General features: G+C 61.3%; 22 protein-coding genes. 8 read left to right on the top strand and 14 right to left on the bottom strand.

The annotated features are described in order from the left end of the window. Positions 1–194: 194 nt before the first annotated feature. Positions 195–2354 (top strand): catalase/peroxidase HPI, encoded by a 2160-nt coding sequence (katG, locus tag DX908_RS06735; protein WP_116391643.1) that lies wholly within the window; start codon positions 195–197, stop codon positions 2352–2354. Between the two features lie 246 nt (positions 2355–2600). Here katG and DX908_RS06730 read toward each other — a convergent pair whose 3' ends face one another. The 7 genes from DX908_RS06730 to DX908_RS06705 form a co-directional block, all read right to left on the bottom strand. Next, positions 2601–2969 (bottom strand): hypothetical protein, encoded by a 369-nt coding sequence (locus DX908_RS06730; RefSeq protein ID WP_116391642.1) that lies wholly within the window; start codon positions 2967–2969, stop codon positions 2601–2603. Beyond that, positions 2953–3438 carry a cytochrome c maturation protein CcmE gene (locus DX908_RS06725; RefSeq protein ID WP_116391641.1) on the bottom strand — a complete coding sequence of 162 codons (486 nt, stop codon included), beginning with the start codon at positions 3436–3438 and terminating at the stop codon, positions 2953–2955. The genes DX908_RS06730 and DX908_RS06725 overlap by 17 nt, the downstream gene beginning before the upstream one ends. Further along, positions 3435–3563, bottom strand: a complete 129-nt coding sequence (locus tag DX908_RS16655) for a hypothetical protein (protein ID WP_267895854.1) — start codon at positions 3561–3563, stop codon at positions 3435–3437. Before DX908_RS16655 ends, DX908_RS06725 begins: the two co-directional genes overlap by 4 nt. Beyond that, on the bottom strand, positions 3560–4315 hold the full coding sequence (locus DX908_RS06720; protein WP_116391640.1) for a heme ABC transporter permease: 756 nt from the start codon (positions 4313–4315) through the stop codon (positions 3560–3562). Before DX908_RS06720 ends, DX908_RS16655 begins: the two co-directional genes overlap by 4 nt. Before the next feature lie 60 nt (positions 4316–4375). Then, the gene (locus tag DX908_RS06715; RefSeq protein ID WP_116391639.1) at positions 4376–5494 is read right to left on the bottom strand and encodes a glycoside hydrolase family 88/105 protein; all 1119 of its coding nucleotides are present in this window, start codon (positions 5492–5494) and stop codon (positions 4376–4378) included. A gap of 72 nt (positions 5495–5566) precedes the next feature. After that, on the bottom strand, positions 5567–5977 hold the full coding sequence (locus tag DX908_RS06710) for a hypothetical protein (RefSeq protein ID WP_116391638.1): 411 nt from the start codon (positions 5975–5977) through the stop codon (positions 5567–5569). A gap of 36 nt (positions 5978–6013) precedes the next feature. Continuing rightward, positions 6014–7366 (bottom strand): MATE family efflux transporter, encoded by a 1353-nt coding sequence (locus DX908_RS06705; protein WP_116391637.1) that lies wholly within the window; start codon positions 7364–7366, stop codon positions 6014–6016. 200 nt (positions 7367–7566) lie between these two features. Here DX908_RS06705 and DX908_RS06700 point away from each other — a divergent pair, with 200 nt between their 5' ends. Beyond that, positions 7567–10278, top strand: coding sequence for a hypothetical protein (locus DX908_RS06700; RefSeq protein WP_116391636.1), 2712 nt, complete (start codon positions 7567–7569; stop codon positions 10276–10278). A 16-nt stretch (positions 10279–10294) separates the two neighbouring features. Here DX908_RS06700 and DX908_RS06695 read toward each other — a convergent pair whose 3' ends face one another. Then, entirely contained in the window at positions 10295–11164 is an 870-nt protein-coding gene (locus DX908_RS06695) for an alpha/beta hydrolase (RefSeq protein ID WP_116391635.1), read from the bottom strand. Between the two features lie 25 nt (positions 11165–11189). Then, positions 11190–11627: an ABA4-like family protein gene (locus DX908_RS06690; RefSeq protein WP_116391634.1), complete on the bottom strand. Its 438-nt coding sequence runs from the start codon at positions 11625–11627 to the stop codon at positions 11190–11192. 62 nt (positions 11628–11689) lie between these two features. Between DX908_RS06690 and DX908_RS06685 the strand changes: the two genes are divergently transcribed. Next, positions 11690–12307, top strand: coding sequence for a TetR/AcrR family transcriptional regulator (locus tag DX908_RS06685; RefSeq protein WP_116391633.1), 618 nt, complete (start codon positions 11690–11692; stop codon positions 12305–12307). On the opposite strand, the gene rpmE is transcribed toward DX908_RS06685, so the two are convergent. Further along, entirely contained in the window at positions 12304–12522 is a 219-nt protein-coding gene (gene rpmE / locus DX908_RS06680; RefSeq protein ID WP_116391632.1) for a 50S ribosomal protein L31, read from the bottom strand. The two genes, DX908_RS06685 and rpmE, sit on opposite strands and share 4 nt — an antisense overlap. 165 nt (positions 12523–12687) lie before the next feature. On the opposite strand from rpmE, the gene DX908_RS06675 reads away from it, so the two are divergent. The 3 genes from DX908_RS06675 to DX908_RS06665 all read left to right on the top strand — a co-directional run bounded on the left by DX908_RS06675 (position 12688) and on the right by DX908_RS06665 (position 17590). Beyond that, positions 12688–13740, top strand: a complete 1053-nt coding sequence (locus DX908_RS06675) for an SMP-30/gluconolactonase/LRE family protein (protein ID WP_116391631.1) — start codon at positions 12688–12690, stop codon at positions 13738–13740. Positions 13741–13762: 22 nt separating this feature from the next. Next, a complete protein-coding gene (thrC, locus tag DX908_RS06670; RefSeq protein WP_116391630.1) occupies positions 13763–15148 on the top strand; it encodes a threonine synthase in 1386 nt (461 codons plus the stop codon). Between the two features lie 90 nt (positions 15149–15238). Further along, on the top strand, positions 15239–17590 hold the full coding sequence (locus tag DX908_RS06665) for an EAL domain-containing protein (protein ID WP_116391629.1): 2352 nt from the start codon (positions 15239–15241) through the stop codon (positions 17588–17590). A gap of 25 nt (positions 17591–17615) precedes the next feature. Here DX908_RS06665 and DX908_RS06660 read toward each other — a convergent pair whose 3' ends face one another. Then, positions 17616–18230: a YqgE/AlgH family protein gene (locus tag DX908_RS06660; protein ID WP_116391628.1), complete on the bottom strand. Its 615-nt coding sequence runs from the start codon at positions 18228–18230 to the stop codon at positions 17616–17618. A 145-nt stretch (positions 18231–18375) separates the two neighbouring features. Here DX908_RS06660 and DX908_RS06655 point away from each other — a divergent pair, with 145 nt between their 5' ends. Together DX908_RS06655 and DX908_RS06650 are read left to right on the top strand one after the other, a co-directional pair. After that, positions 18376–18855 carry a peroxiredoxin gene (locus DX908_RS06655; RefSeq protein WP_116391627.1) on the top strand — a complete coding sequence of 160 codons (480 nt, stop codon included), beginning with the start codon at positions 18376–18378 and terminating at the stop codon, positions 18853–18855. Positions 18856–18939: 84 nt separating this feature from the next. Further along, on the top strand, positions 18940–19173 hold the full coding sequence (locus tag DX908_RS06650) for a hypothetical protein (RefSeq protein ID WP_116391626.1): 234 nt from the start codon (positions 18940–18942) through the stop codon (positions 19171–19173). Between the two features lie 9 nt (positions 19174–19182). On the opposite strand, the gene DX908_RS06645 is transcribed toward DX908_RS06650, so the two are convergent. From DX908_RS06645 to DX908_RS06635, 3 genes are read right to left on the bottom strand one after another with little or no spacing between them, the layout of a single operon-like run. After that, the gene (locus tag DX908_RS06645; protein ID WP_116391625.1) at positions 19183–19425 is read right to left on the bottom strand and encodes a DUF4170 domain-containing protein; all 243 of its coding nucleotides are present in this window, start codon (positions 19423–19425) and stop codon (positions 19183–19185) included. Positions 19426–19442: 17 nt separating this feature from the next. Then, positions 19443–20288 carry a 3'(2'),5'-bisphosphate nucleotidase CysQ gene (locus DX908_RS06640; protein ID WP_116391624.1) on the bottom strand — a complete coding sequence of 282 codons (846 nt, stop codon included), beginning with the start codon at positions 20286–20288 and terminating at the stop codon, positions 19443–19445. After that, positions 20275–21615 carry a TldD/PmbA family protein gene (locus tag DX908_RS06635; RefSeq protein ID WP_116391623.1) on the bottom strand — a complete coding sequence of 447 codons (1341 nt, stop codon included), beginning with the start codon at positions 21613–21615 and terminating at the stop codon, positions 20275–20277. The genes DX908_RS06640 and DX908_RS06635 overlap by 14 nt, the downstream gene beginning before the upstream one ends. Between the last annotated feature and the right edge of the window lie 2 nt (positions 21616–21617).

Raw genomic sequence — 21617 nt, 5'->3', positions numbered from 1 at the left:
ATGATCTACAGCGCTCATTTATGTTTAGGGCGGATGTCCTTTGGCAATCCACCCTGCTGAACGGCTCCGCTCTGCCGCTCACCTTAATATCGGTTAGATCGATGCAACTAACTGAGAATATCGATTATACAGAACACCAATAAGGTGTCACTATCCGGGTCCAGAGGAACACTTGCAGCGGAAAGGACGCCCCGATGAGCAGCACTGGCAAATGCCCGGTCATGCATGGCGGCATGACATCGACGGAAACATCAGTCATGGCCTGGTGGCCGAAAGCTCTTAATCTCGACATTCTTCACCAGCATGACGCAAAGACCAATCCGATGGGAGCGGGCTTTGACTATCGCCGTGAGCTGAAAAAACTCGACATTGCCGGGCTGAAAAAGGATGTGCACGCCCTGATGACGGACAGCCAGGACTGGTGGCCGGCTGATTGGGGACATTATGGCGGCCTGATGATCCGTATGGCGTGGCACGCGGCGGGGTCCTACCGCCTTGCCGATGGGCGCGGCGGCGGCGGCACGGGCAATCAGCGTTTCGCACCGCTCAATTCGTGGCCGGACAATGCCAACCTCGATAAGGCGCGGCGCCTTCTTTGGCCGATCAAGAAGAAATACGGCAACAAGGTCAGCTGGGCGGATCTGATCATCCTTGCGGGGACCATCGCCTATGAGTCGATGGGCCTGAAGACCTTTGGTTTTGCCTTCGGGCGGGCGGATATCTGGCACCCGGAAATGGATGTCTATTGGGGCGCGGAAAAGGAATGGCTGGCCCCCAGCGACAGTCGTTATGGCAGTCTTGATGATCCGTCCACGATGGAAAACCCGCTGGCCGCGGTGCAGATGGGCCTCATCTATGTGAATCCTGAGGGTGTGAACGGCCAGCCCGATCCCTTGAAAACTGCCCTGCAGGTGCGCGAGACTTTTGCCCGCATGGCGATGAATGACGAAGAAACCGTGGCGCTGACTGCCGGCGGGCACACGGTAGGCAAATGCCATGGCAATGGCGATGCGGCCCTGCTTGGCGAGGCGCCCGAAGCGGCGGGAGTCGAGGAACAGGGGCTCGGCTGGATGAACACGACACGCCGCGGCATCGGCAACAACGCTGTGACCAGCGGCATTGAAGGCGCGTGGACGACCCATCCGACCCAGTGGGACAATGGCTATTTCGAGCTGCTCCTCAATCACGAATGGGAGCTGAAAAAGAGCCCCGCCGGGGCGTGGCAATGGGAGCCGGTGAGCATCCGGGAGGAGGACCGCCCGGTCGATGCCGAGGATCCATCCGTCCGCCACAACCCGATCATGACCGATGCCGACATGGCGATGAAGATGGACCCGATCTATCGTCAGATATCGGAGAAATTCTATAAGGATCCGGCCTATTTCTCCGAAACCTTCGCGCGGGCATGGTTCAAGCTGACCCACCGCGATATGGGGCCCAAGGCGCGCTATGTCGGGCCGGATGTGCCGGGCGAGGAGCTGATCTGGCAGGATCCGGTGCCGGCCGGTCCGACAGGATATGACGTCGAAGCCCTCAAATCGAAGATCGCTGCCAGCGGCCTGTCGGTTGATGAGGTGGTGGCGACCGCCTGGGACAGTGCACGGACATATCGCGGCTCTGACATGCGCGGCGGTGCCAATGGTGCGCGCATTCGGCTGGCCCCGCAGAAAGACTGGGTCGGAAATGAGCCTGCGCGTCTGCGGAAAGTGCTCAAAGTGCTAGAGCCGCTCGCGGCCGAGGCGGGGGCCAGTATCGCCGACACGATCGTGCTTGCCGGGAATGTCGGGGTCGAACAGGCGGCAAGGGATGCGGGTGTGCCCGTCAAGGTACCCTTCGCGCCGGGCCGGGGCGATGCCACCGATGAGATGACGGATACGGACTCATTTGAACCGCTGGAGCCGATCCATGACGGCTACCGCAACTGGCTGAAGGCGGATTATAGCGTCAGCGCCGAGGAGTTGCTCCTCGACCGGACCCAGCTGATGGGCCTCACCGCACCGGAAATGACTGTGCTTGTCGGGGGAATGCGAGTTCTCGGCACGAACCATGGCGGCAATCGGCATGGTGTGTTCACGGACCGTGCCGGTGCGTTGACCACGGACTTCTTCGTCAACCTCACCGATATGGGGAATGTCTGGAAGCCGGTGAAGAATGGCCTTTATGAGATCCGCGACCGCAAAACCGGCAAGGTGAAATGGACGGCGAGCCGGGTCGATCTTGTCTTCGGGTCAAACTCGATCCTGCGCGCTTATGCGGAGGTTTATGCCCAGGACGACAATCACGAGAAGTTCGTGCACGACTTTGTTGCGGCTTGGACCAAGGTCATGAATGCGGACCGGTTCGATCTGGATTGAGCTGGTCAGGTGGCGGCACGACAAGAGCGTGTCCCACCTCTCCCTTGGCTAAGGGAGAGGTGACGTTAATTGTCGCCAGTTTACACGATACCTCAATCCGCTCATCCCCGCGTAGGCGGGGATCTGGTCTTTCGTGGGATGTCTGGATTTATCCCGGCACTCTCTGAAAATGAGAGAGCGGTGTCTCTGAGGCGGATCCCCGCGCAGGCGGGGATGAGCGGAGGGAAAAGAAGAAGCGCCTGCTCCTCACGTCTTCATGAAAAACGCTATATCGCCCAGCGCATCATCCATCCGGCCTGCCATCTCGGGGTGGCGGGTTTTGGCAGCCTCGATAGCGGCGGCAGCTTTCTCCGTGTCAAGACGGCCGTGAATGCGGGCGAGGTGCCCCAGTGCTGTGGCGGCAGCATTCGCAACCCACGGATCATCATGGCCAAGATAGGCATGACAGGTCGCCTCAACCCAGTCCGCCTCGTCCATATCCGGCAGGCTGACGAGTAGGAGCGGCAGGTCCTGAGGGCCAGCGGCGGCAAGGCGCGCTTCGGCCTCCGCCCGGCCAAGCTCTAGCGTTGCTTCATAGGTGAGGGGCGCGTCTTCGCCCTTATTGTCCCCGGTCATTCATATACCGTTCGTACTCGCCGCTTTCTTTGAGGGCATCGGCGACTTCCGGCGCCATATAGTTCTCGTCATGCTTGGCGAGCACCGTATTGGCGATGAAAACGCCGTCCTCGCGCAGCGTGCCTTGGGCAACGACTTCGCCGGTCTTCTGGATCAGGGCGGGAAGTTCGTCATCGAAAATGACGGGAACGGAGCTTGCGCCATCCGACACGGTGAAGGTCCAGCCGACGCCTTCTTTGGCGATCAAGGAGCCATCCTCGATCAGCCCGCCGACGCGGATCTCACGGCCCTGCAATTCCATCGGAGAGGGCAGGGCAGAGGGGCCATAGAAATAGACTTGGGTGCGCGAAATCGCCGTCAGGGCCAGCGCAGTTGCGCCGACAAAGGCGGGCAGGACGATGCCGAGCAGCAACAGGCGCCTTTGGCGGCGGCGAAAGGGCGACATCTTTTTCTTCGGCGCGTCGCTCATTTCGCTTTCCTCGCTTCGATCAGCGCATGGACCGTCAGCCCGCCAAGCACCAGCGCGGAGGCAATCCAGCAGATGGCGATGAACAGGGTCGGATCGGCAACGGCAACGCCGGGGACATCATTCATTCGGCAGGCTCCATCACGGCGGCGGAGGGGGCTTTGCTCTCGCCCGGTTTGGCCTTGCGGGCGCGCAGATCGCTCCTTGTCCGGATCAGCGTGTAAAAGACGCTCAGCGCCATATAGCCAAACGCCATCAGGAACAGCGGCCAGAGCATGGAGGCCGGCATGGCTGGGCCGTCCGCGCGGATGACGGTCGCCTTCTGGTGCAGGCTGTCCCACCAATCGACGGAGAATTTGATGATCGGCAGGTTTACCGCCCCCAGCATGGCGAGCAGCGCGCAGATCCGCGCGGCGGTCGCTTCATTCTCGATGGCGGCCCAGAGGGCGATATATCCCGCATACAGAAAAAGGAGGACCAGCATGGAGGTGAGACGCGGATCCCAGTCCCAGTAAACGCCCCAAGTGACCTTGCCCCACAGCATGCCGGTCATCAGCGCCAGCACGGTAAAGGCGAGCCCGAAAGGGGCTGAGACTTTCGCGATGACATCGGCCAGGCGGTGCCGCCAGACAAAGCCGACAAGGCTGGCAACCGCGATCACAGCATAGGTCTGGAGCGCGAGCCACGCGGCGGGGACATGCACATACATGATGCGGACCGCTTCCCCCTGCCGCGCATCGGGCGGCGAGAAGAAGAACGCTATGACAGTGCCCGCGCCGATTAGGAGGAGGGCGAGCAGCCCGGCAATCGGCACGATGGGGCCTGACACCCGCATGAACAAAGCGGGGTTGGCGAGTTTGGAAAGGGTTTTGCCGACCATATCGGGTCTTCTAGCGCCGGGCGGCTGGCCCGTCACCCTAAAGGGTTGAGGCTTGTCAAATTACCGCGCCCCCAGCCGCGCGGCGGCGAGCCAAAGGAGTGGCGCCTGCCCGTGCAGGTCGCCGATGACGGTCGGGCGCTCAAGATAATAGGCAATGTCTTTCGACTGTCCGGTGCCGACACAGACATTCTCTAGCCGCCCCTCGGGGGTGAGATATGTCTGGAGCGCCTCCCATGCTTTGTTCGATGCGGCTTCGTAGGCGGGGTCATCGAGCCAGCCTTCCTTCGCGCCGACCGTCATCGCATAGGCAAACATTGCCGTGCCGGAGGTCTCCTTCCACGCCTCCTCGACATCGATGAGCTGGCGCCACATGCCGTCTTCGGCCTGATATTGAAGGAGGGCGGCCATCATCTTTTGATAGCCCGCCATGACCTCCGCGTAGTCGGGATGGTCGTGCGGCAGGACGGTCAGGACTTCCGCAAGGCCTGCGGCGACCCAGCCATTTCCACGCCCCCAGAAGAAAGGGGCGTCCGGCCCATGATGGAAGAGCCCGTTCGGCTCCTGCAGGGCGGCGACATAGGCAGCGGCCATTCGCCCTGCGCGGTCGGCGAATCGAGGCTCGCCGGTCAGACGATAGGCTTCAGCCTGTAAGGCGCCGATCATCCAGACATCGTCGATCCAGTAGCGAGCCTGCGCGGTCATCCCGTCTTCGGTGACCTCTTCCCATTGACCATCGGCAAGGGCCAGGCCCCATTTGCTCCATTCGGGTTTGCCGACGCCCATCCGGTCGAGCGCCAGCGGGTAGAGACCGATCAGGTTGGCATCGACATGATTGGCCGTATTCGGAATGTCCTCATCGAGAATGCGCTGCCATCTGTCGGCCAGTGCGGCTTTGAGGGCGTCATCGCCGGTCGCTTCGGCATAGCGCAAGGCGCCGAGCGCGGCGGCGGCTTCGGCATAATGAAGCGCGTGGACCTCATCGACATCATAGCGGGCAAACTCCTGCCGGGAGATCAGCTCGTCCGCGGCCATCCGGCCGACATCCGGTTCAGCCTGTTCGGCGGCTGGCGGGTCATTCGCCGGAGTGCTCACCTCCTCCGCCGGGCCGCTGCAGCCTGCCAGCGCAAGAAGGCTTGCGGCCAGCGCCGCCATATATCCGTGTCCTGAAAAACTGGCCATGCCCTCTATCTCCCCATCTGTTCGGCAGATGTGATAGCAGGGACATGGCCACCAGGCGAGGATCGGGCTCGCCTAGTCCTTGGGTGTCACGCCAGGGTCGGTCGCCGAATAGGCGTCCTCAAGCCGTTTATGGCCTTCATTGGCGCCTTTGGGGTCGGGATCATCGCCCGACCGTTCTGTCGTCATCTCGCCCTTGTCGGCCTCGAAGGTGTCGGGCTTGTTGGCCGTCCGCTCATCTTCAGGATCGGTGACAAGGCCGCGGTCTCTGTCTAGCGTGTCTTCAACCGTTTTCTTCGGCGGCAGATCGCCATCATCGCGGAATGCGCCGCTGTCGGGCGCCGGTTTGCCCTCGGCTTCGGTCTTGCGAAAGCCGGGTTCGCGCTGCCTGGCGGCATAGGGCTTAAATTTCTGGTCGGGGCGCTCGCCATAGCCGCGCTGGCGGGAAAGCTCGTCTTCGCGTTGCGGGTCCTGATCTTGCGACATGGGGCACCTCCTTGAAATGTCTCAGGGAAATAGCGCTCAGGCGGCGGTTTCGTTCCGTCCTGTCAGGGCTGTCACCTTGCCCCACCAGAGCCACAGCGTGCCGGCGCGGGCGAGCATGAAGATCCCGAAGGCGAGCCACAGGCCATGATTGCCGAAGAGCGGCTGGAGCCCATAGGCACAGACCGCAAAAAGGAGGAGCGAGAGGGCCATGGAGTTCCTCAGCTCTTGTCCCCGCGTGGCGCCGATAAAGACGCCGTCGAGATAAAAGGGGAGGGCAAGGATCAGCGGCGAGAGGGCGGCCCAGATGTAATATAGCTCGACCTCCTGGCGCAGGCTGGGCGCGGCATCCTGCGGGATCACCATAGCAAGGGCAGGGGCGCGGCCAATGAGAAGGGCAAGGAATAAGAGCCCGGCAAAGATCGTGGTCAGTATCGCGGTGGCGCGGACGGCGGCGGCAAAGCGCTCCGCGCGATGCTCCTTTCGGCCCAGCGCCGTGCCGACCAGCGATTCAGCGGCAATGGCGGGGCCATCGAGGGCGAGACCTGTGACAAGGACGATCTGCATCAGGATCTGATTGGCGGCGAGGGTAAGGTCACCGAACCGTGACCCGGCCCGCATGAACCACGCGAAGGTGAGAGACAATAACAGGGTACGGATGAAGATATTGGCGTTGAGCGAGAAGAACCCCTCAAGGTCATGGGTGAGGCGGCTACGCTGCCAGTCCCGGCCGATCCCGCCGCGCTGGTGAAGGACGAAAAGGATCGCAAGCCCCATCGCGAAGAGGCTGAAGACCTCCGCGAGCACTGTGCCGAGCGCGATTCCCGCAACGCCCATCTCAAGACCCATGACGAACCAGATATCGAGCACCCCGTTGAGGATTACCGTGCCGATAATCGCGGCGCCCATCAGGCCCGTTCGTCCCTGCCCGGAGAGCCAGCCCGCCGCCGCTGTAGAGGCAATCGCGAAAGGCGCGGCCAGAAAGCGGATCTCAAGGAAAGTACCCATCGCGCCGAGCGCGTCGGCGCTGACCGCATCATCGGCCATGGTCACAGCGGCAAGCTGTGTGATGGGCGCGCGAAGGACGAGGACGATCAGTCCCAGCACCGCACCGAGCACCAGCCCCTGAACAAGATATGCGCGAAGCCCCGCCTCATCCTCCTCGCCATGAGCGCGGGCGACCTGCCCGGCAGTGCTCATGCGGATGAAGGCAAGCGGCCAGTAAAGAAGAGAGACAACGGCGCTGGCGAGCGCCACCCCTGCAATATCAGCCGGGCTGCCGGCACGTGCCAGCACGGCCGAATCAACGACCCCGAGCAGCGGCGTGATCATCGCGGCAAGGCTGGCCGGCCAGGCAAGCCGGAAGGCGCTGTTAAGGGAGGCAGACTTCATCCCAAGCGCGCTAGCGCCCGGCGCGGGCCTTGGCCAGTGGTCTTGAGCCTGCTGAACCCGGCTCTCCGCGCCGCTTTTGGCGACCCAGCGGCCCGCAACAGCGGGCGGAAAGTGACACGTCGCACAATCGTGCTAGATAGGGGGCGGGAGACAACATCAGCGCCATTTTATTGGTATGCTGATCAGTTGCGAGGGGATAGATGATGATTGCCCGGTTTTTGCTCGGATGCCTTGGGGTATTCGCCCTTATCCAGCCCGCCTATGCGGAGAAATGGCCGACCACCGAATTTGTCTTTGAGAAGACCGATCCCTATTCCTCGATACCGAGTTTTCTGAACCCGTTCAGCGGTTTCAGCGGCGCGGAGAAAAAGGTCATCGCTGATTACGAGGCCTATCTCTCCGAAGTTGCCGTCTATTATGAAAAGCTGGGCTTCAAGGCGCCGCCCCTCGAGCGAACCAAGGGAAGAAAAGGCGGCCAGGCCTATCGCGTCTATTTCTTCGACTATGATGATGACGATCCGATTGCGCGTGCGTCGTATTCGGAGAACGGACGGATCACGCTTCAGGTCGATTACTCACGCGCAATCGTCAAGGGAAAGCCCGTCGACAGGACGTATGAAGACCTTGCGCATGAGCTTTTTCACAACATCCAGCGCGGCTACCAGCTTTCTTATGAACTCGATCATGGCAACTGGATCATGGAAGGGCAGGCGCAGGCATTGGGCATGGATGCGGCGTGGCGTCTACGGAAGATCGATGTCTACAAGGGCAAGCAGGATGGCTACCGGCTTGGCGGGCGTCGCTATTTTGAGCCTCTACCAGCAACGGACACGCAGAAGAGCTACCGGACCGCCTCCTTCTGGCGGTATCTGGGCGAGCAGCATGCGGCGTCGAAGCATAATGCCCGGCCCGGCGTCGCTGTGCTGTTGCCGGATTACAGCTATCTGGTGGAGGTCTTCGACAATCCCTTCGGCGGCCCAGTGTCGGCCAATGGCGACATGATGTGGCTCGATGAAGGCTTGCGCAAGGCAACAGGAATTGGTCTTGCCCGTCACTATGCGTCCTTTACCTCGACCTTCGCGGCTTACGTGCCTGCACGCCTGACAGCTGAGCCGACGACATCTGCTCAGCAGGCAGAAGATAACTGGCTGAATTTTATCTTCGGAACCTGTCCGACGATTTCTCTCTCGCCCGGCAAACCTTCGGGTGAGGCGCGGCTCGACCTGCGCAAGAATGCCTCAAGATGCTTCAAGGCTGAAGTTGCGGGGGAGGGCAATGCGGATATCTCGATCCATGTAAGGGGAGAGACGATTGCCGCGCTCAAGGCGCTTTATGTCGGCACGGCCGGCGGTGACCGGGTGGGCGGTGTGCAGGTCGTCCCATCCCCTGCCGGGGGCGGCTTTCTGGGGCATTGGCGTTTCCGCATTGCGGGCGGCGCGCCGCAGGTCTTCATCATCAGCAACATGGCGGATAATCCTGCGCTTACGAAGAATTTCCCTGTCAGCGTCAATGTGACGACCAGCCGCTGGGAAAGCTCAATGACGAGCCCCCGGCCGCAGAAAAGTGCCAGCAACAGCTCGCAGCAGAAGGCCGGCCCAGCCGCGGCAGCACCGAGCAGCAGCAATCCAGGCTTCCGCGATCCTTCACGTGAGGCCGCGCAGGCTGAACTCGCCGCTGGGCTCAAATCCCTCAGTAACCAGACGGCGCTGGGGAGCCATGCGAGTTTCGAGCGGAGACGGGCGCCCTGCCAGAAAGACTTTGCCCTGACAGGTTGCGGTCCTTTGACCTCCATCCAGCTTGAGCTGACGCCGGGTGCCATTGGTGATCTGACCCAGACGTCGGGAACAGGCGGCGGGCTCGGTCAGGTGATGAGCCAGTTTACGGCGATTGCGGATAATGGCGCCTTCCGAACGGATCGCGACTGGAAAGCCGCCATGCAAGAAGACAAGGATTCTGAAGGTTCGTCCGTGGGCATCACCATGCCGCTGATCGAATACGGCTTCACCGGCTCGTTCGATAATGCGGCAATTGTTGTCAATGGCGGCAAGGGGAGCGGGAATTATCAGGCCCTAGGTCCACAGGATTCCCAAATCGGCCGGGGCCGGGCCTTCCGACAATCTGGCAAGGTGACGATTGACGAATTCACCCCTTACGTCATGCACGGGTCATTCTCCGCAAACCTAACGGATTTGAGCCGTGTTGAATTTACAGAGGAAGATGTTGATCCAACCTTGCCGATCCATCGGACGATCAGTGGCCGGTTCGTCATCGCGGCGCCATGGGAGGGTGACCCTCAGTTTGCTGATTATGCGCCGACATCTGTGGATTCCGGGATGCAGGATCTCGCGCAGGCGTTTCCGGGCGTGGGAAATGGCGATGTGTCCGATCTGAAGACGCAAAAAACGCCGGCGGGTTCCGGCGGAACGCTGGGCGCCTTTCCAAGCTGCGAATGCGGCTGCGAGCCGCTCGAGACCTATTCCGCCGTCTGCCAGTCTGTCTGCAAGGTCAAATACATGCAGTGCCATTGGCAGGCCGCTGCCTCTATGGACTATGACATCAGGAAAAAAGAACGAGACGCGCTTGAGGCTGATGTCGATATGATGAGGGAAGATCTGAAGCGATTTGTTCGTGAGCAGAATAAGATGGATCAGGAAGAGGCTTATCTGCAGCTATTTGACGAACAGGAAGCCGCAGAGGACAAGCGCCGAATTCTGATGAGCTACGGTATGAATGTCGGCAAATACGGCGATGACGAGACCCAGCGAGCAGCAGCGAACCCAAAAATTCAGACAAGAGACGAATATATCGCCGGGCTAAAAGAACAGGACCTGCCCCAGAAGACGATCGATCATCTTATCGGCCTGATGGATGAAGCCATGGAAGAGGTCGGGGGCTGGCCGGAACCGGAATGATATAGAGGCCGTGGCCTTATTCTGCGTAGAGGAATTCGAACGCCTGCGGGAAACGCTTCGCCCAGGCGACCTCAGAATGAATGGCGCATTCGTCAATGACGGCGAGTAGCCGGTCCTCACCAAGTCCCTTGCCGCGCAGATAGTCCGTCATCTGCAGATGCAGGGTGACAAGCTGGTCGTCGCGTTCTTGTGGTGCGGCGGGGCAGGTGCCGGTGATCTCGCGGGTGCCCATCGCGGTGTAAATCCGCGCGGGCCAGATCTCCGGACTGCTCTCTTTGATCTTCTCCATGACCCGGAACTCAGAAATCCAGAGCGACGGGCTTTCTACCAGCAGCCGGGAGAAAAGCGACGGGTCATCCATCGCCACCGTCAGGGTCGCAATCCCGCCAAAAGAAGAGCCGCCCAGTGCACGGTCCTCCGTAGACGCTTTATATTTCCCCTCGATCAGTGGGAAGATATTTTGGCGGAAGAACTGGTCGAGCGCCGTTCCCATCGCCTCATCATCTGCAAGCCCTACCATGGGCTCGCCAAAGGGGAGATATTCTGCGGAACGGTGGATGCCAGCATTATCAATGCCGACAATGATGATGGGCGCGATCTTCCCTTCACCGATCAGGCGGGCAGCCGTCTCATCCGCTTCCCATTCGGCGCTGGAGTATTCCGACAGCGTCGCATCAAAGAGGTTCTGGCCGTCGAACATGTAGAAGACAGGAAAGGGGCCTTCGGCTTCGTCATAACCTTCGGGCAGCCAGACGCGGATATTTCGTGTCCGCTCAAAGGTCGTATCGGTCAGCTCGAATATTTCGATCCGGGCCGGTGAGGACGAAGGGAGGCTTGCGCATGCCGCGAGAAGGAGGAGCAGGAGTGCCGATCCGAGCCGTTTCATGAGTGAGCTTCCCCGTCTGCCAGTCTTAATTGCCTAGTGCGACCGATCTTAGCCTGATGGTGCGGATGATCATGTAGAGAAGAAAGCCAGCCGGGCCGAACATGAAGGTCAGGATTAGGCAGGGGACAACGAGCAGGTGCGGAATGCCGTGCGTCCGCGAATCGCGCACTTCCCACGCCCCGACGAACAAATCGAAGGCGAGATAGTGAAACCAGCCGACAAGCATGACCTGATCATTGGCGAACATCGCTTTCACGCCCGCAAGCGAGGTGAAATCGAGCGGCGCGGTTGACGGCTCGCCCAGTGGCACGAAAAGCAGGGTGACATAGGCAACGGCAAGCAGGAGCGGGATCAGGACGGCAGCTATGATTTGCGTCCCACGCCAGAAGGGCAGGAACGCAAGTGGCAACCATCCTGCAAGGACTCCCATATTACCTATTGAGAACAAGAGATCAGGTGTCATAGGAATGGCCTCCCGGTACCCATGATCTAGACGCAGTCTACTTTACCGGCCACAATCGTCTCATGGAATCAGTCGACCAGCCAAGAACAACCTCCAGCCGCCCCTACCATCATGGGGATCTTCGCAATGCCGTTATTGAGGCGGCGTTGTCGCTCCTCAAGGAGCGCGGTGTCGAAGGCGTCACTTTGCGCCAGTGTGCAGCAAGGGCGGGGGTCAGCCATGGCGCGCCGGGTCACCATTTCGGCGATCTGAAGGGCGTTCTGACGGCAATTGCCGCCCTCGGCTTTGAGGGGCAGGTCGCTCATCAGGAAGCGGCACTTGCAGGGCGGACCGATCCGGTCGAGCGCCTCGCAGCGATTGGCGGGGCCTATGTCGGCTTTGCCGTCACGCACCCAGCGCATTTCTCGCTGATGTTCCGCCGCGACCGGCTGCGGACCGATGATCCGGCCTTTGTCGCCGCATCAGGCCGCGCAGGTGAGATCCTGCTTGAAGAAACCTACCGCTATATCGGCGATCATCCCCATGCCCGCCAGTTCCGGGACATGGTCTGGTCGATTGTGCATGGCTATGCGAGCCTGCTCATCAGCGGACAAAAAAAGCCGCCCGAGAATCCCGAAGCGGCTGCTTTTCAGATGCAATTGGCATTCTTGCGGGGGTTTGACCCCGACACGCTCGGTTAAAGACCGAAATTGCCGAATTTCGATTTGAACTTCGACACGCGGCCTTTTTCGGTGATGCGTGCCGGGCCGCCGGTCCATGCCGGGTGGCTGGTCGGGTCGATGTCGAGGTTGATGTTCGCGCCAGCTTCACCATAGGTCGAGCGCGTCTGGAACGTGCTGCCGTCGGTCATCGTCACGGTGATGAAGTGGTAATCGGGATGAATGTCTTTTTTCATGGCGGTCGCCCAGGTTCTGGCAAAAATTCAGGAGCGGCGGCGGATACACAAAAGTCTTCCCAAGGGCAAGACGTGAAAGTGCCGAGAGCCAATATATTTCCTAGGGACTTGTCCTCAAGACTGGGATAGGGTTGTCTCCCAACTCGTAATCGACCTGGGCAGACGATGCGATTTCTGTTTCCGATTGTTGTCCTGATCGCTTTCACGGCGATTCTGGTGGCGTTCACTGTGGCATGGGTGGGATTTAGTTTCCGCCAGTTCGAGACCATCGAACCGATGGGAGAGCTCGCCTGTGAAAGCGTGGTCGGCGTTTATGGCGCAGCCGATATTGAGCCGATCCCGGATACTTCGTCCGTCTATATCTCCTCCCTTGACCGCCGCCGTGACGCAGAACGCGGCGCGATCCTCCGCTTTGACACCGACAATCCGCTTGATTCTTCGTCATGGCGTGACCGGACGGGCGGCCAGCCGCTCGTCTTCCAGCCGATGGGGATCGATCTTTTCACCTCGTCCCTGCCGGATGGCCGCACCCTACGCCGTCTTTTCGTCGTCAATTTCATCGGGCCGGAGATCCTGCTTTATGACATTGATGCGCAAGGCGACCTCGTCCTGCGTGAGGTCTTCACTGATCCTCGGCTGATCTCGCCCAATGACATCGTTGCGACCGGTCCGCGCAGCTTTTACGTCACCAATGACACACCGTCCGGGCGCCGCTCTATTCGCGGGAAGGTCGACTTTCTCCTCGGGCTGAAGGTCGGTCAAATCCTGCATTATGACGGCAATTCCTGGTCAGACGTGGCTTCCGGCCTTGCCTTCCCGAACGGCATCACTCTCAGTGATGACGGAGAGAAGCTCTATCTCGCAGAGATGCGGGGACGTCGTTTGCTGTCCTATGACCGCAACCCGGATACGGACCAGCTCCGTCTGTCCGATGCGGTGCGTCTGGGGACGTTCCCCGACAATGTCTCGATTGACGCGCGCGGCAATGTACTTGTCGGCGCCGTGCCCCAGCCGCTTAGCCTCAGCGCCTATACCGAAGGGCTACAGGAGACGACCGCCTCCCAGATCCTCCGTGTACATGAGGATGGTGAGGTAGAGACGATCTTCCAGGGGCCGGGTGACCGGCTGTCCGCCTCGACGACGGCGGTGACCCTACGCAACAAGCTCCTGATCGGCTCACGTTCCGCTGACCGTTTTCTGATGTGCAAAGCCGGCTAACACCGGCTAGGGGTGAGGGGTTATGACCTATCTCTCGACCCGCGGGGCTGCGCCTCAGCTTTCTTTTGATGATGTCCTGCTGACCGGGCTTGCCCCTGATGGCGGCCTTTATGTGCCAGAGGTCTACCCGACGCTCGATCCATCCGTGATCGAGGGCCTGCGCGGGCGCCCCTATATCGAGGTGGCCGAGGTCGTGATCCGGCCCTTCTCGCCCGAAGGCGATTTCCACCTTGAGGATGCCTATCGCTCCTTTGCCCATCCGGCAGTCACGCCGCTTGTTCAGACGGGGGCGGAGGATTTCCTCCTGGAGCTGTTCCACGGCCCGACGCTCGCCTTCAAGGATGTCGCGATGCAGTGGCTGGGGCCGATGTTCTCATCCCGGCTCGCCGCTGCCGGCCGCCGCATGACGATTGTCTGCGCGACCTCCGGTGATACGGGCGGGGCGGCGATCGAGGCCATGGCGGGGCGTGAGAATATCTCGATCTGCGTCCTTCACCCGAATGAAGCGATCTCGAATGTCCAGCGCCGTTTCATGACGACGGTGGAGTCGGAAAACGTCCTCAATCTCGCCGTTGAGGGCAGTTTCGATGACTGCCAGCGGCTGGTGAAGGAAATGTTCGCCCACGATGCATTCCGGCAGGCGGTCTCGCTGGGCGCGGTTAATTCAATCAACTGGGCGCGGATCGTCGCTCAGACGGTCTATTACGTGACCTCGTCGCTGACGCTTGGCGGGGAGGGGCGGCTCGTCTCCTATTGTGTGCCGACTGGGAATTTCGGCGATATCTTTGCAGGCTTTGTTGCCAAACAGCTCGGTGCGCCAATCGGTCAGCTCATCATTGCGACGAATGAGAACGACATTCTCGACCGCACGCTGAGGACGGGCCGCTATGAAGTGACAGGCGTTGTCAAAACCCAGTCGCCCTCAATGGATATTCAGGTCTCCAGTAATTTCGAGCGCCTGATCCACGCGGCCAGCGGCGGCGATGCAGAGCTTGTGACGAGCCTCATGGGGGCGCTCAAGCAGAGTGGCAGTTTCACCCTGCCCGATGCGGTGCGTGCCCGCATGGCAGAGGATTTCCTCTCCTTCCGAGTCAGCGAAGAGGCGGTCAGCGCCCGGATGTCCAAGACCTTCTCAGAGACCGCCATGCTGGTTGATCCGCATACGGCGGTCGGGCTTGAGGCTGCGGCGCAGGCAAGGGTGGAGGGACTCAAGGGGCCGCTAGTCACGCTCTCAACGGCGCATCCCGCGAAATTCCCCGATGCGGTCAAGACGGCGACGGGCCGGGAGCCGTCTCTGCCGCCGGGCTGCCGCGACCTTTACAGCCGCGAGGAGCGGTTTGAGGTCATCGGCGCGGATCTTGAAAGCCTCGAGAAGCGGATCAGCACGGGATTTGGCACTGCAGAATAGCCAATCAGCCCCTGAAGGCGCCTTGTGCTCACGCGCTCAGTCGGCCACAATCAAGTCCGGGCGGCAGTATCTGGTGGGGTTACAGTCTAGATGAACGATCTCGTTCCGGCATTCGGTATCGACGGATACAGCGAACGCCTCAGATGGGCCGTCGGGGCCATGCCCCGGGAAGTCGCCCTCGTCGAAGCCGCCGCGATTGGCGGGCTGGGGCTAGCCGCGTTTCTCCTTCTAATTCTTGCACTTTTCCGCCGTTCGGCCGTTGCCGCCGTCAGTTTCAGCTTTGTCGCGTTGGCCGCCCTTCTGGTCGCGCTGCTCTTTGGCCGGTTCGATTTTATCTCCAGCGGCACGCAGGTGCTGATCGTCTGCCTGTTCGCCTGCTCGGTCCTGCTATTTCACACCGCGACAGTGCGTCTGGCGCGAGAGAACACGCTGATCGGGCTTGTCATGCTGTTGGCAATTTTCGCCATGCTGCTGGCGGGCGGGGCCAGCATGCTGCAATTCATTGATGGATGGCCGGTCGCGCGGATCGCCATTGGCGGCACAGCGGCGCTGACGATCCTGTTTCTGTTTTTCGAATTTCTGCGCGGGGATAAGGGCGCCATTGCCGTGGCGCCGGGTCTCCTGCTGACGGTGGCGTCCTTGCCTGCCATGTCTTTCGCGGCAGAGCGGGTGACGGGCGCGGGCTGGCTTGTCGCCTCGACGCCGATCTTCCTTTTGACCGGCGGGGTCTTGCTTGCCGCATTGGCTGCCCAGCTGACCGCGCACACAATCATGGCGCCAGTGCCCCGCAAGACGCGGGAGAAGGCGCCCAAGCGCGCTGCGCCGCTCGCTCCTGCCGTGACGGTCGCCTCGGCCTCTGCCGCTGCTGCACATGATGGCCCGCTCTTACGTGAGCTTGAGGACGAGCCCGACGATATGGAGCGCCCGGTACGCCGCGTCTCCCCGACATTTGACGCCGAACCCGAGCCCCAGCGCGAGCAGCAGGCCCCGATCCGCCGCGTCCGGCCGCCAGAGCCAGAAATCGATGCGGAACCCGAGCAGGCGCCTCGCCATATGGCCGCGCCCGTTCCCGCGCCGGTCGCCCGCGACCAGCAGGACCATCAAGCCACGCCGCGTGACCGCTTCGGTGAGCGTTCCGAGCCCTACTCCGCCCAATGGGGGCATGATGTGCAGCCGGGCTATGCTGTGCGCGAGATCCCGATCGGCGATGACGAATATGTCTGGGACATGATGGCCCAGCGCGAGGTGCGTATGGGGCGCGGCTTTGGGGAGATGCTCCGCATCCGCGGAGGCCAGTTGGCGACCCCCGATGTCATCCGTGACCTCATCGATGAACGCTCGCTGCCTGATTTCGATGATGCGATCCTTGGTGGGTATGAGCCGCAGACCGGTCGTTTCGATATCCGGGTACAGACGATTGACGGCGCCACGATTCGCCTCGAAGGCCGCCGGCAGGTCGATCAGGACGGGCTCCTTGCACGTCTGGAAATGCAGGCCGAAGCGCTCGCTGCTGCCGCTCCGCAACGGGCAGAGCCTGAGCCCACGCCGCAGCGCCCGACCGGGCTTGCCGCCGTTGCCGCGCCGGCAGCGCTTGCCAAAGATGACAGCCCGCTGACCGCTAAACCTGTCGCAGGAGCCAGCGCCGCGCTTGATGCCGGGCAGATCGGCCCCTGGTTCCAGCCCATTGTCCGGCTGAAAGACCGCAAGGTCGTCGGCTTCGAAGCACTCGCCCGCTGGGAGTTGCCCGGGGGTGAGGTCCGCGATGCACAGGACTTTGTCGATGACCTGATCCGCGATGGGCGCGGCCCCGACCTTGCCCGGATCGTGATCAATCAGGCGGCGGAGGAACTTGCCAACTGGGTCAAGGCCGAACCCGGCCTCGGGCAATTCGTGTCGGTGAATATCTCAGCGACCGACCTGCCGAAAGAAGACGTGGCCGAGATCGTCAAGGCTGCTGTCCTGCGCTTTGACCTGCCGCCCGGCGCGCTCGTCGTCGAGCTCACCGAAGGCAAGATCCAGGCAAGCCATAACAAGGCGCTTGCCGCCGCCAAGGCGATCCGCAATGCCGGCGCCAGTCTCGCGGTCGATGATTTCGGGGTTGGCTATTCGACCCTCAGCCGCCTGTCCAAATTCCACTTCGATATCGTCAAGCTCGACAAGAGCCTGCTCGAAGACCTCACGACACGGAAGAAACAGCGCTCTGTCGTCCGCGCCATGCTGAATGCGGCGGAGAAGAGCAAGGCGCCGGTCGTGGCCGAAGGGATCGAGGATGAGGAAACCGCCGAAATGCTGATCGAGCTCGGCTGCGATTTCGGTCAGGGCTTCCTTTTCGGCGCGGCCCAGCGGATTGGCGGCGAACCGGCGGATGCGGCCTCAGGCGGGGGAAGGGCGGATACGGAGCGTAATCTGTCTCCGCGCAGCCGCCCGGACGACCTTCGCTAAACGCACTCTGCGAGAGAGGCTTTGCCTAATTCAGCGGGCTGAGCTGTGAAGGATCGCTCGTATTGAGAGCGGACAGGCTGACGGGCTCGACCCCCAGTGATTTGAAGGCTGCTTCCCACATCAGGGAGGGCTCAGTGCGGAAGACGAACTCCGCCGTGGCTTCCATGTCGAGCCACAGATTGCGGCGCAGCTCTTCATCAAGCTGGCCAGCCGACCATCCCGAATGCCCCGCAATCAGGCGCGAGGTCTGGGGGCGAAGCTGGTCACCATAAAGCCGCTCCAGCGCATCGCGCGTCGCGGTCAGCGCCATGCCGTTCCCGGCCGGGATCGTCTCTTCGCTCTGATATTCCGTACTGTGCAGAACGATGCCCTTTTGCGGATCGCAGGGACCGCCGAAAAAGACCGGTGCCGACTCTGCGGTAAGCGACGGGCTCAGCCGTACTTCCTTCACCGCATCGGCGGCCATCAGGCCGGCAATCGGTTTGTTGATGATCACGCCAAAGGCATGTTCCGTATCGTGACGGGCGATCAGGACGACGGATTTCTCAAATGGCCCGTCATCAAGGCTAGGCACGGAAATGAGCAGGCGGCCCGACAGACCGGGGCCCTTGCTCGAATAGTGGTCATCAACGCTGTCCATGATTTCAAAGTTAATCCCTCCCTGATCTGGCGCAAGCGCAGAGTGGTCACAAAGGAGGGAGAACTGCGCCTAAGGGGCTCGCGGAAGCTGAAAAATGCGCTAGGCGGCAGGCGACAAGGAAACACGCACGAGAGAAGGACTTCCCATGGTAACGACAGGCGATCAGCTCCCCGAAACCGACCTCACAAAAGCCACTGCTGACGGTCCCCAGACGATCAAATCCGCCGATTATTTCGCAGGGAAAAAGACTGTCCTTTTCGCCGTGCCGGGGGCTTTCACACCGACCTGTTCGGCGCGGCACCTGCCGGGCTTTGTGGAAAAAGCAGGCGAGCTGAAAGCCAAAGGCATCGATCAGATCGCCTGCATCTCGGTCAATGACGCATTTGTCATGGGCGCCTGGGGCGAAAGCGCCGGGGCCGGTGATGAAGTCGACATGCTGGCGGACGGCAATGCGACCTTCGCACAAGCCGTTGATCTCTCCATGGATGCCAGCGGCTTTGGCATGGGCACGCGGTCCCAGCGCTATGCGATGATCGTTGAAGACAACAAGGTCACCGACCTGTTTGTCGAGGAACCGGGCGCTTTTGAGGTCTCAAGCGCCGAATATGTCCTCAGCAAGCTTTAAGCGCTGCTTAAGCTTACTTACCCGGCGTCAACTTTGCCAAAATTATGGGTGTTCATGAGGCGGCGAATGTGATGTCATCGCCTCATGAACGCGATGACATCTGCTTCGCCCCGGGCTGTGACCCGGAAAACGCCCGTAACCGCCTGGGCCAGTGTGCAGGCTTTGCTTGCGCTGACGGCCTTGATGCTGGGGGTCGCTCTAGCTGGAGTGGCGCTGATCGTCGCCTCTGTGGCGGTGCCGCTTGGGCTCATGATGCAGTTTTTTGCCGGTGATGCCGCGCCGAAAACCCGCCGCGGCTGGCAAGCCGTTACCGCCTAAGTTTATTCCTTAGCCAAGAATTCCGTCGCCATCCGGATCGAGCATCTTGTGAAGATGCACGATGAAATAGCGCGTATGGGCACTGTCGACGGTTTGTTGCGCTTTTGAGCGCCAGGCCAGTTCCGCGCTTTTATAGTCGGGGAAGATGCCGACAATATCGATTTTGCTCAGGTCACGGAAGGTTGCGGCTGCCGGGTCGGTCAGCTCGCCGCCGAAGACAAGGTGCAAAAGCTGCTTTTTCTGTTCAGTCATGATCTCGCTTTCAAGGCTCAGCGCCTGCCGCCTTTGACGCCCCGCAGGTCGGCCGGCAGATGGGATAGTCGTTCAAGCACTGCCGGATAAAGGCCCGGCGCGGTACAGACAAGGGCTCGCTGGCAGGGATCGGGCTGATTGAAGATATAGCCGCTGCCAAGATGGTCGGAAACATGGGCGCCGGCCTCGGTCGCGATCAGCGTCCCGGCGGCGACATCCCAGTCAGATTTTCTCACCAGCGCGATGGCGCCGTCATACTGTCCTTTAGCCACCAGCGCGAAACGGTACTGCGTGGAGCAGCGATAGCCGAGCCGCATTTTCGGCCACGGGATCGGCCAGCTTGGGTGCTCGAACATATGGCCGGGCCCCAGCATTTTGGCGCCATCGAGATCCGCTGCCGGGCTGACCCGAAGGGGCTTGCCGCTGCACCGCGCGCCGCCGCCGAGTGTTGCCTCGAAGAACTCCTCCGTCACCGGATTGAAAATCGCGCTGGAGATGGCAACGCCATTCTCGACCAGCGCGGCGCAGACAGTGAATTCGGGGCTCGCCTCGATAAAGGCGCGGGTGCCGTCAATCGGATCGATGATGAAGACCCGCTCGGCATGAAGCCGCCGGGCATCATCGACGCATTCCTCAGACAGCCAGCCATAGCCGGGTCGCGCGCTTAAGAGGCGGTCCTTGAGGATAGCATTAGATTCAAGATCGGCCTCGGTAACGGGTGATTTGTCATTCTTGGTCCAACGACGGACCGGCCGTCCGCGATAGCGGGAGAGCACACGGGCGCCGGCCTCACGCACGGCATCGCAAAGCAGCTGATGGTCATCACTGAGGGATGGCGCCTGAGGCGCATCAGTTGCCGGCAATCGTCATCTCCCCGACCCGCAAGGAGGGGGCGTTGGAACTGCCGCGGCGCTCGAAATCATTGGCGCGGGTGAGATTGCCCCACATGTCGAGCAGGTTCCCGGCAATAGTGATCTCCGAGACCGGCTTGCCGACCGCGCCATTCTCGATCCAGAAGCCCGAACAGCCGACCGAGTAATCGCCGGTATTCGAATTGATCTGGGGACCGAACATGTCGGTGACGAGGAGGCCCTTGCCGGTATCGCGGTAAAGCTCTTCGGGGCTCATCTCGCCCGGGCCAAGATCGAAATTGGTCGTGCCGGAGCCGGGAGGGCCCCCGGTGCCGCGCCGCGCGCGGGCATTCGACTGAAGGCCGAGCTGGCGAGCTTGGGCAAGGTTGAGGATCCAGGTCGTCAGAACCCCATCCTCAATCACATTGATGGCATGCGGCTTCAGCCCCTCACCATCAAACAGCCGCGAGCCAAAGCCGCGCGGAATATAAGGATCATCCGTGATCGTGACATCGGCAGGGAAAAGCTGCTCGCCCATTTTGGTTTTGAGGAACGAAGTGCCGCGCGCAATCGCGGCGCCATTGATCGCGCCGGACAGGGGACCAAGCAGGCTTGAGGCAAGGCGGCGGTCGAAAATGACCGGGGCCTTTTGGCTTGAGAGTTTCTCAGGGTTCAGGCGCTGCACTGCGCGCTGCCCGGCTGTGCGGCCGATATCCTCTGGCGAGCGCAGATCACTGAGATGCGTTGCGCCATGATAGTCGTAATCGCGCTCCATGCCTGTGCCGGTCCCGGCAAGGACAGAGACGGAAGTGGAGTGCCGCCCGCCTGCGGTCGTGCCTGCAAAACCGGTCGACGTCGCAAACCAGGTCTGGCCATGCCCGAAGCTCGCCCCTGCGCCAGAGGAGTTCGTGACGCCCTCAATGGCGCGCGCGGCATCTTCGCAGGCCAGCGCGCGGGCTTTGAGATCCTCGGCGCTCGGCTCGATGCCGTCATAAAGCTCAAGCTCGGGATAGGGACCGCTTGCGAGATCGCTTGCGTCAGCAAGGCCGCAATAGGGGTCTTCGGGGGCTTCCTTCGCCATGGCGACCGCCCGTTCGGCAAGGTCGGTCAGGGCAGAGGACGCAAAATCATTGGTCGAGACGCAGGCCTGCCGCTTTCCGATCAGGACACGAAGTCCCAGATCCCGCGATTCGGCGCGGTCGATATCCTCGACCTCGCCCAGCCGGACGGAAACCGACTGGCTGGCGCTGCGATAAACGAGGGCATCGGCGGCATCTGCACCGGCCTCACGGGCGCGGCCCAGAACCACCGCGAGAAGGTCTTCATAATTGTCAGTCATTG

It is taken from the genome of Parvularcula marina, from assembly GCF_003399445.1.
Classification (GTDB): Bacteria; Pseudomonadota; Alphaproteobacteria; order Caulobacterales; family Parvularculaceae; genus Parvularcula; species Parvularcula marina.
The sequence above is the reverse complement of the archived record's forward strand: the minus strand, read 5'-3'. Positions and strand labels throughout refer to the sequence as shown.

Coding starts and splice junctions, on each gene's coding strand:
- katG (WP_116391643.1), top strand. CDS start 195: ATGAGCAGCACTGGCAAATGCCCGGTCATGCATGGCGGCATGACATCG.
- DX908_RS06730 (WP_116391642.1), bottom strand. CDS start 2,969: ATGACCGGGGACAATAAGGGCGAAGACGCGCCCCTCACCTATGAAGCA.
- DX908_RS06725 (WP_116391641.1), bottom strand. CDS start 3,438: ATGAGCGACGCGCCGAAGAAAAAGATGTCGCCCTTTCGCCGCCGCCAA.
- DX908_RS16655 (WP_267895854.1), bottom strand. CDS start 3,563: ATGAATGATGTCCCCGGCGTTGCCGTTGCCGATCCGACCCTGTTCATC.
- DX908_RS06720 (WP_116391640.1), bottom strand. CDS start 4,315: ATGGTCGGCAAAACCCTTTCCAAACTCGCCAACCCCGCTTTGTTCATG.
- DX908_RS06715 (WP_116391639.1), bottom strand. CDS start 5,494: ATGGCCAGTTTTTCAGGACACGGATATATGGCGGCGCTGGCCGCAAGC.
- DX908_RS06710 (WP_116391638.1), bottom strand. CDS start 5,977: ATGTCGCAAGATCAGGACCCGCAACGCGAAGACGAGCTTTCCCGCCAG.
- DX908_RS06705 (WP_116391637.1), bottom strand. CDS start 7,366: ATGAAGTCTGCCTCCCTTAACAGCGCCTTCCGGCTTGCCTGGCCGGCC.
- DX908_RS06700 (WP_116391636.1), top strand. CDS start 7,567: ATGATGATTGCCCGGTTTTTGCTCGGATGCCTTGGGGTATTCGCCCTT.
- DX908_RS06695 (WP_116391635.1), bottom strand. CDS start 11,164: ATGAAACGGCTCGGATCGGCACTCCTGCTCCTCCTTCTCGCGGCATGC.
- DX908_RS06690 (WP_116391634.1), bottom strand. CDS start 11,627: ATGACACCTGATCTCTTGTTCTCAATAGGTAATATGGGAGTCCTTGCA.
- DX908_RS06685 (WP_116391633.1), top strand. CDS start 11,690: ATGGAATCAGTCGACCAGCCAAGAACAACCTCCAGCCGCCCCTACCAT.
- rpmE (WP_116391632.1), bottom strand. CDS start 12,522: ATGAAAAAAGACATTCATCCCGATTACCACTTCATCACCGTGACGATG.
- DX908_RS06675 (WP_116391631.1), top strand. CDS start 12,688: ATGCGATTTCTGTTTCCGATTGTTGTCCTGATCGCTTTCACGGCGATT.
- thrC (WP_116391630.1), top strand. CDS start 13,763: ATGACCTATCTCTCGACCCGCGGGGCTGCGCCTCAGCTTTCTTTTGAT.
- DX908_RS06665 (WP_116391629.1), top strand. CDS start 15,239: ATGAACGATCTCGTTCCGGCATTCGGTATCGACGGATACAGCGAACGC.
- DX908_RS06660 (WP_116391628.1), bottom strand. CDS start 18,230: ATGGACAGCGTTGATGACCACTATTCGAGCAAGGGCCCCGGTCTGTCG.
- DX908_RS06655 (WP_116391627.1), top strand. CDS start 18,376: ATGGTAACGACAGGCGATCAGCTCCCCGAAACCGACCTCACAAAAGCC.
- DX908_RS06650 (WP_116391626.1), top strand. CDS start 18,940: ATGAACGCGATGACATCTGCTTCGCCCCGGGCTGTGACCCGGAAAACG.
- DX908_RS06645 (WP_116391625.1), bottom strand. CDS start 19,425: ATGACTGAACAGAAAAAGCAGCTTTTGCACCTTGTCTTCGGCGGCGAG.
- DX908_RS06635 (WP_116391623.1), bottom strand. CDS start 21,615: ATGACTGACAATTATGAAGACCTTCTCGCGGTGGTTCTGGGCCGCGCC.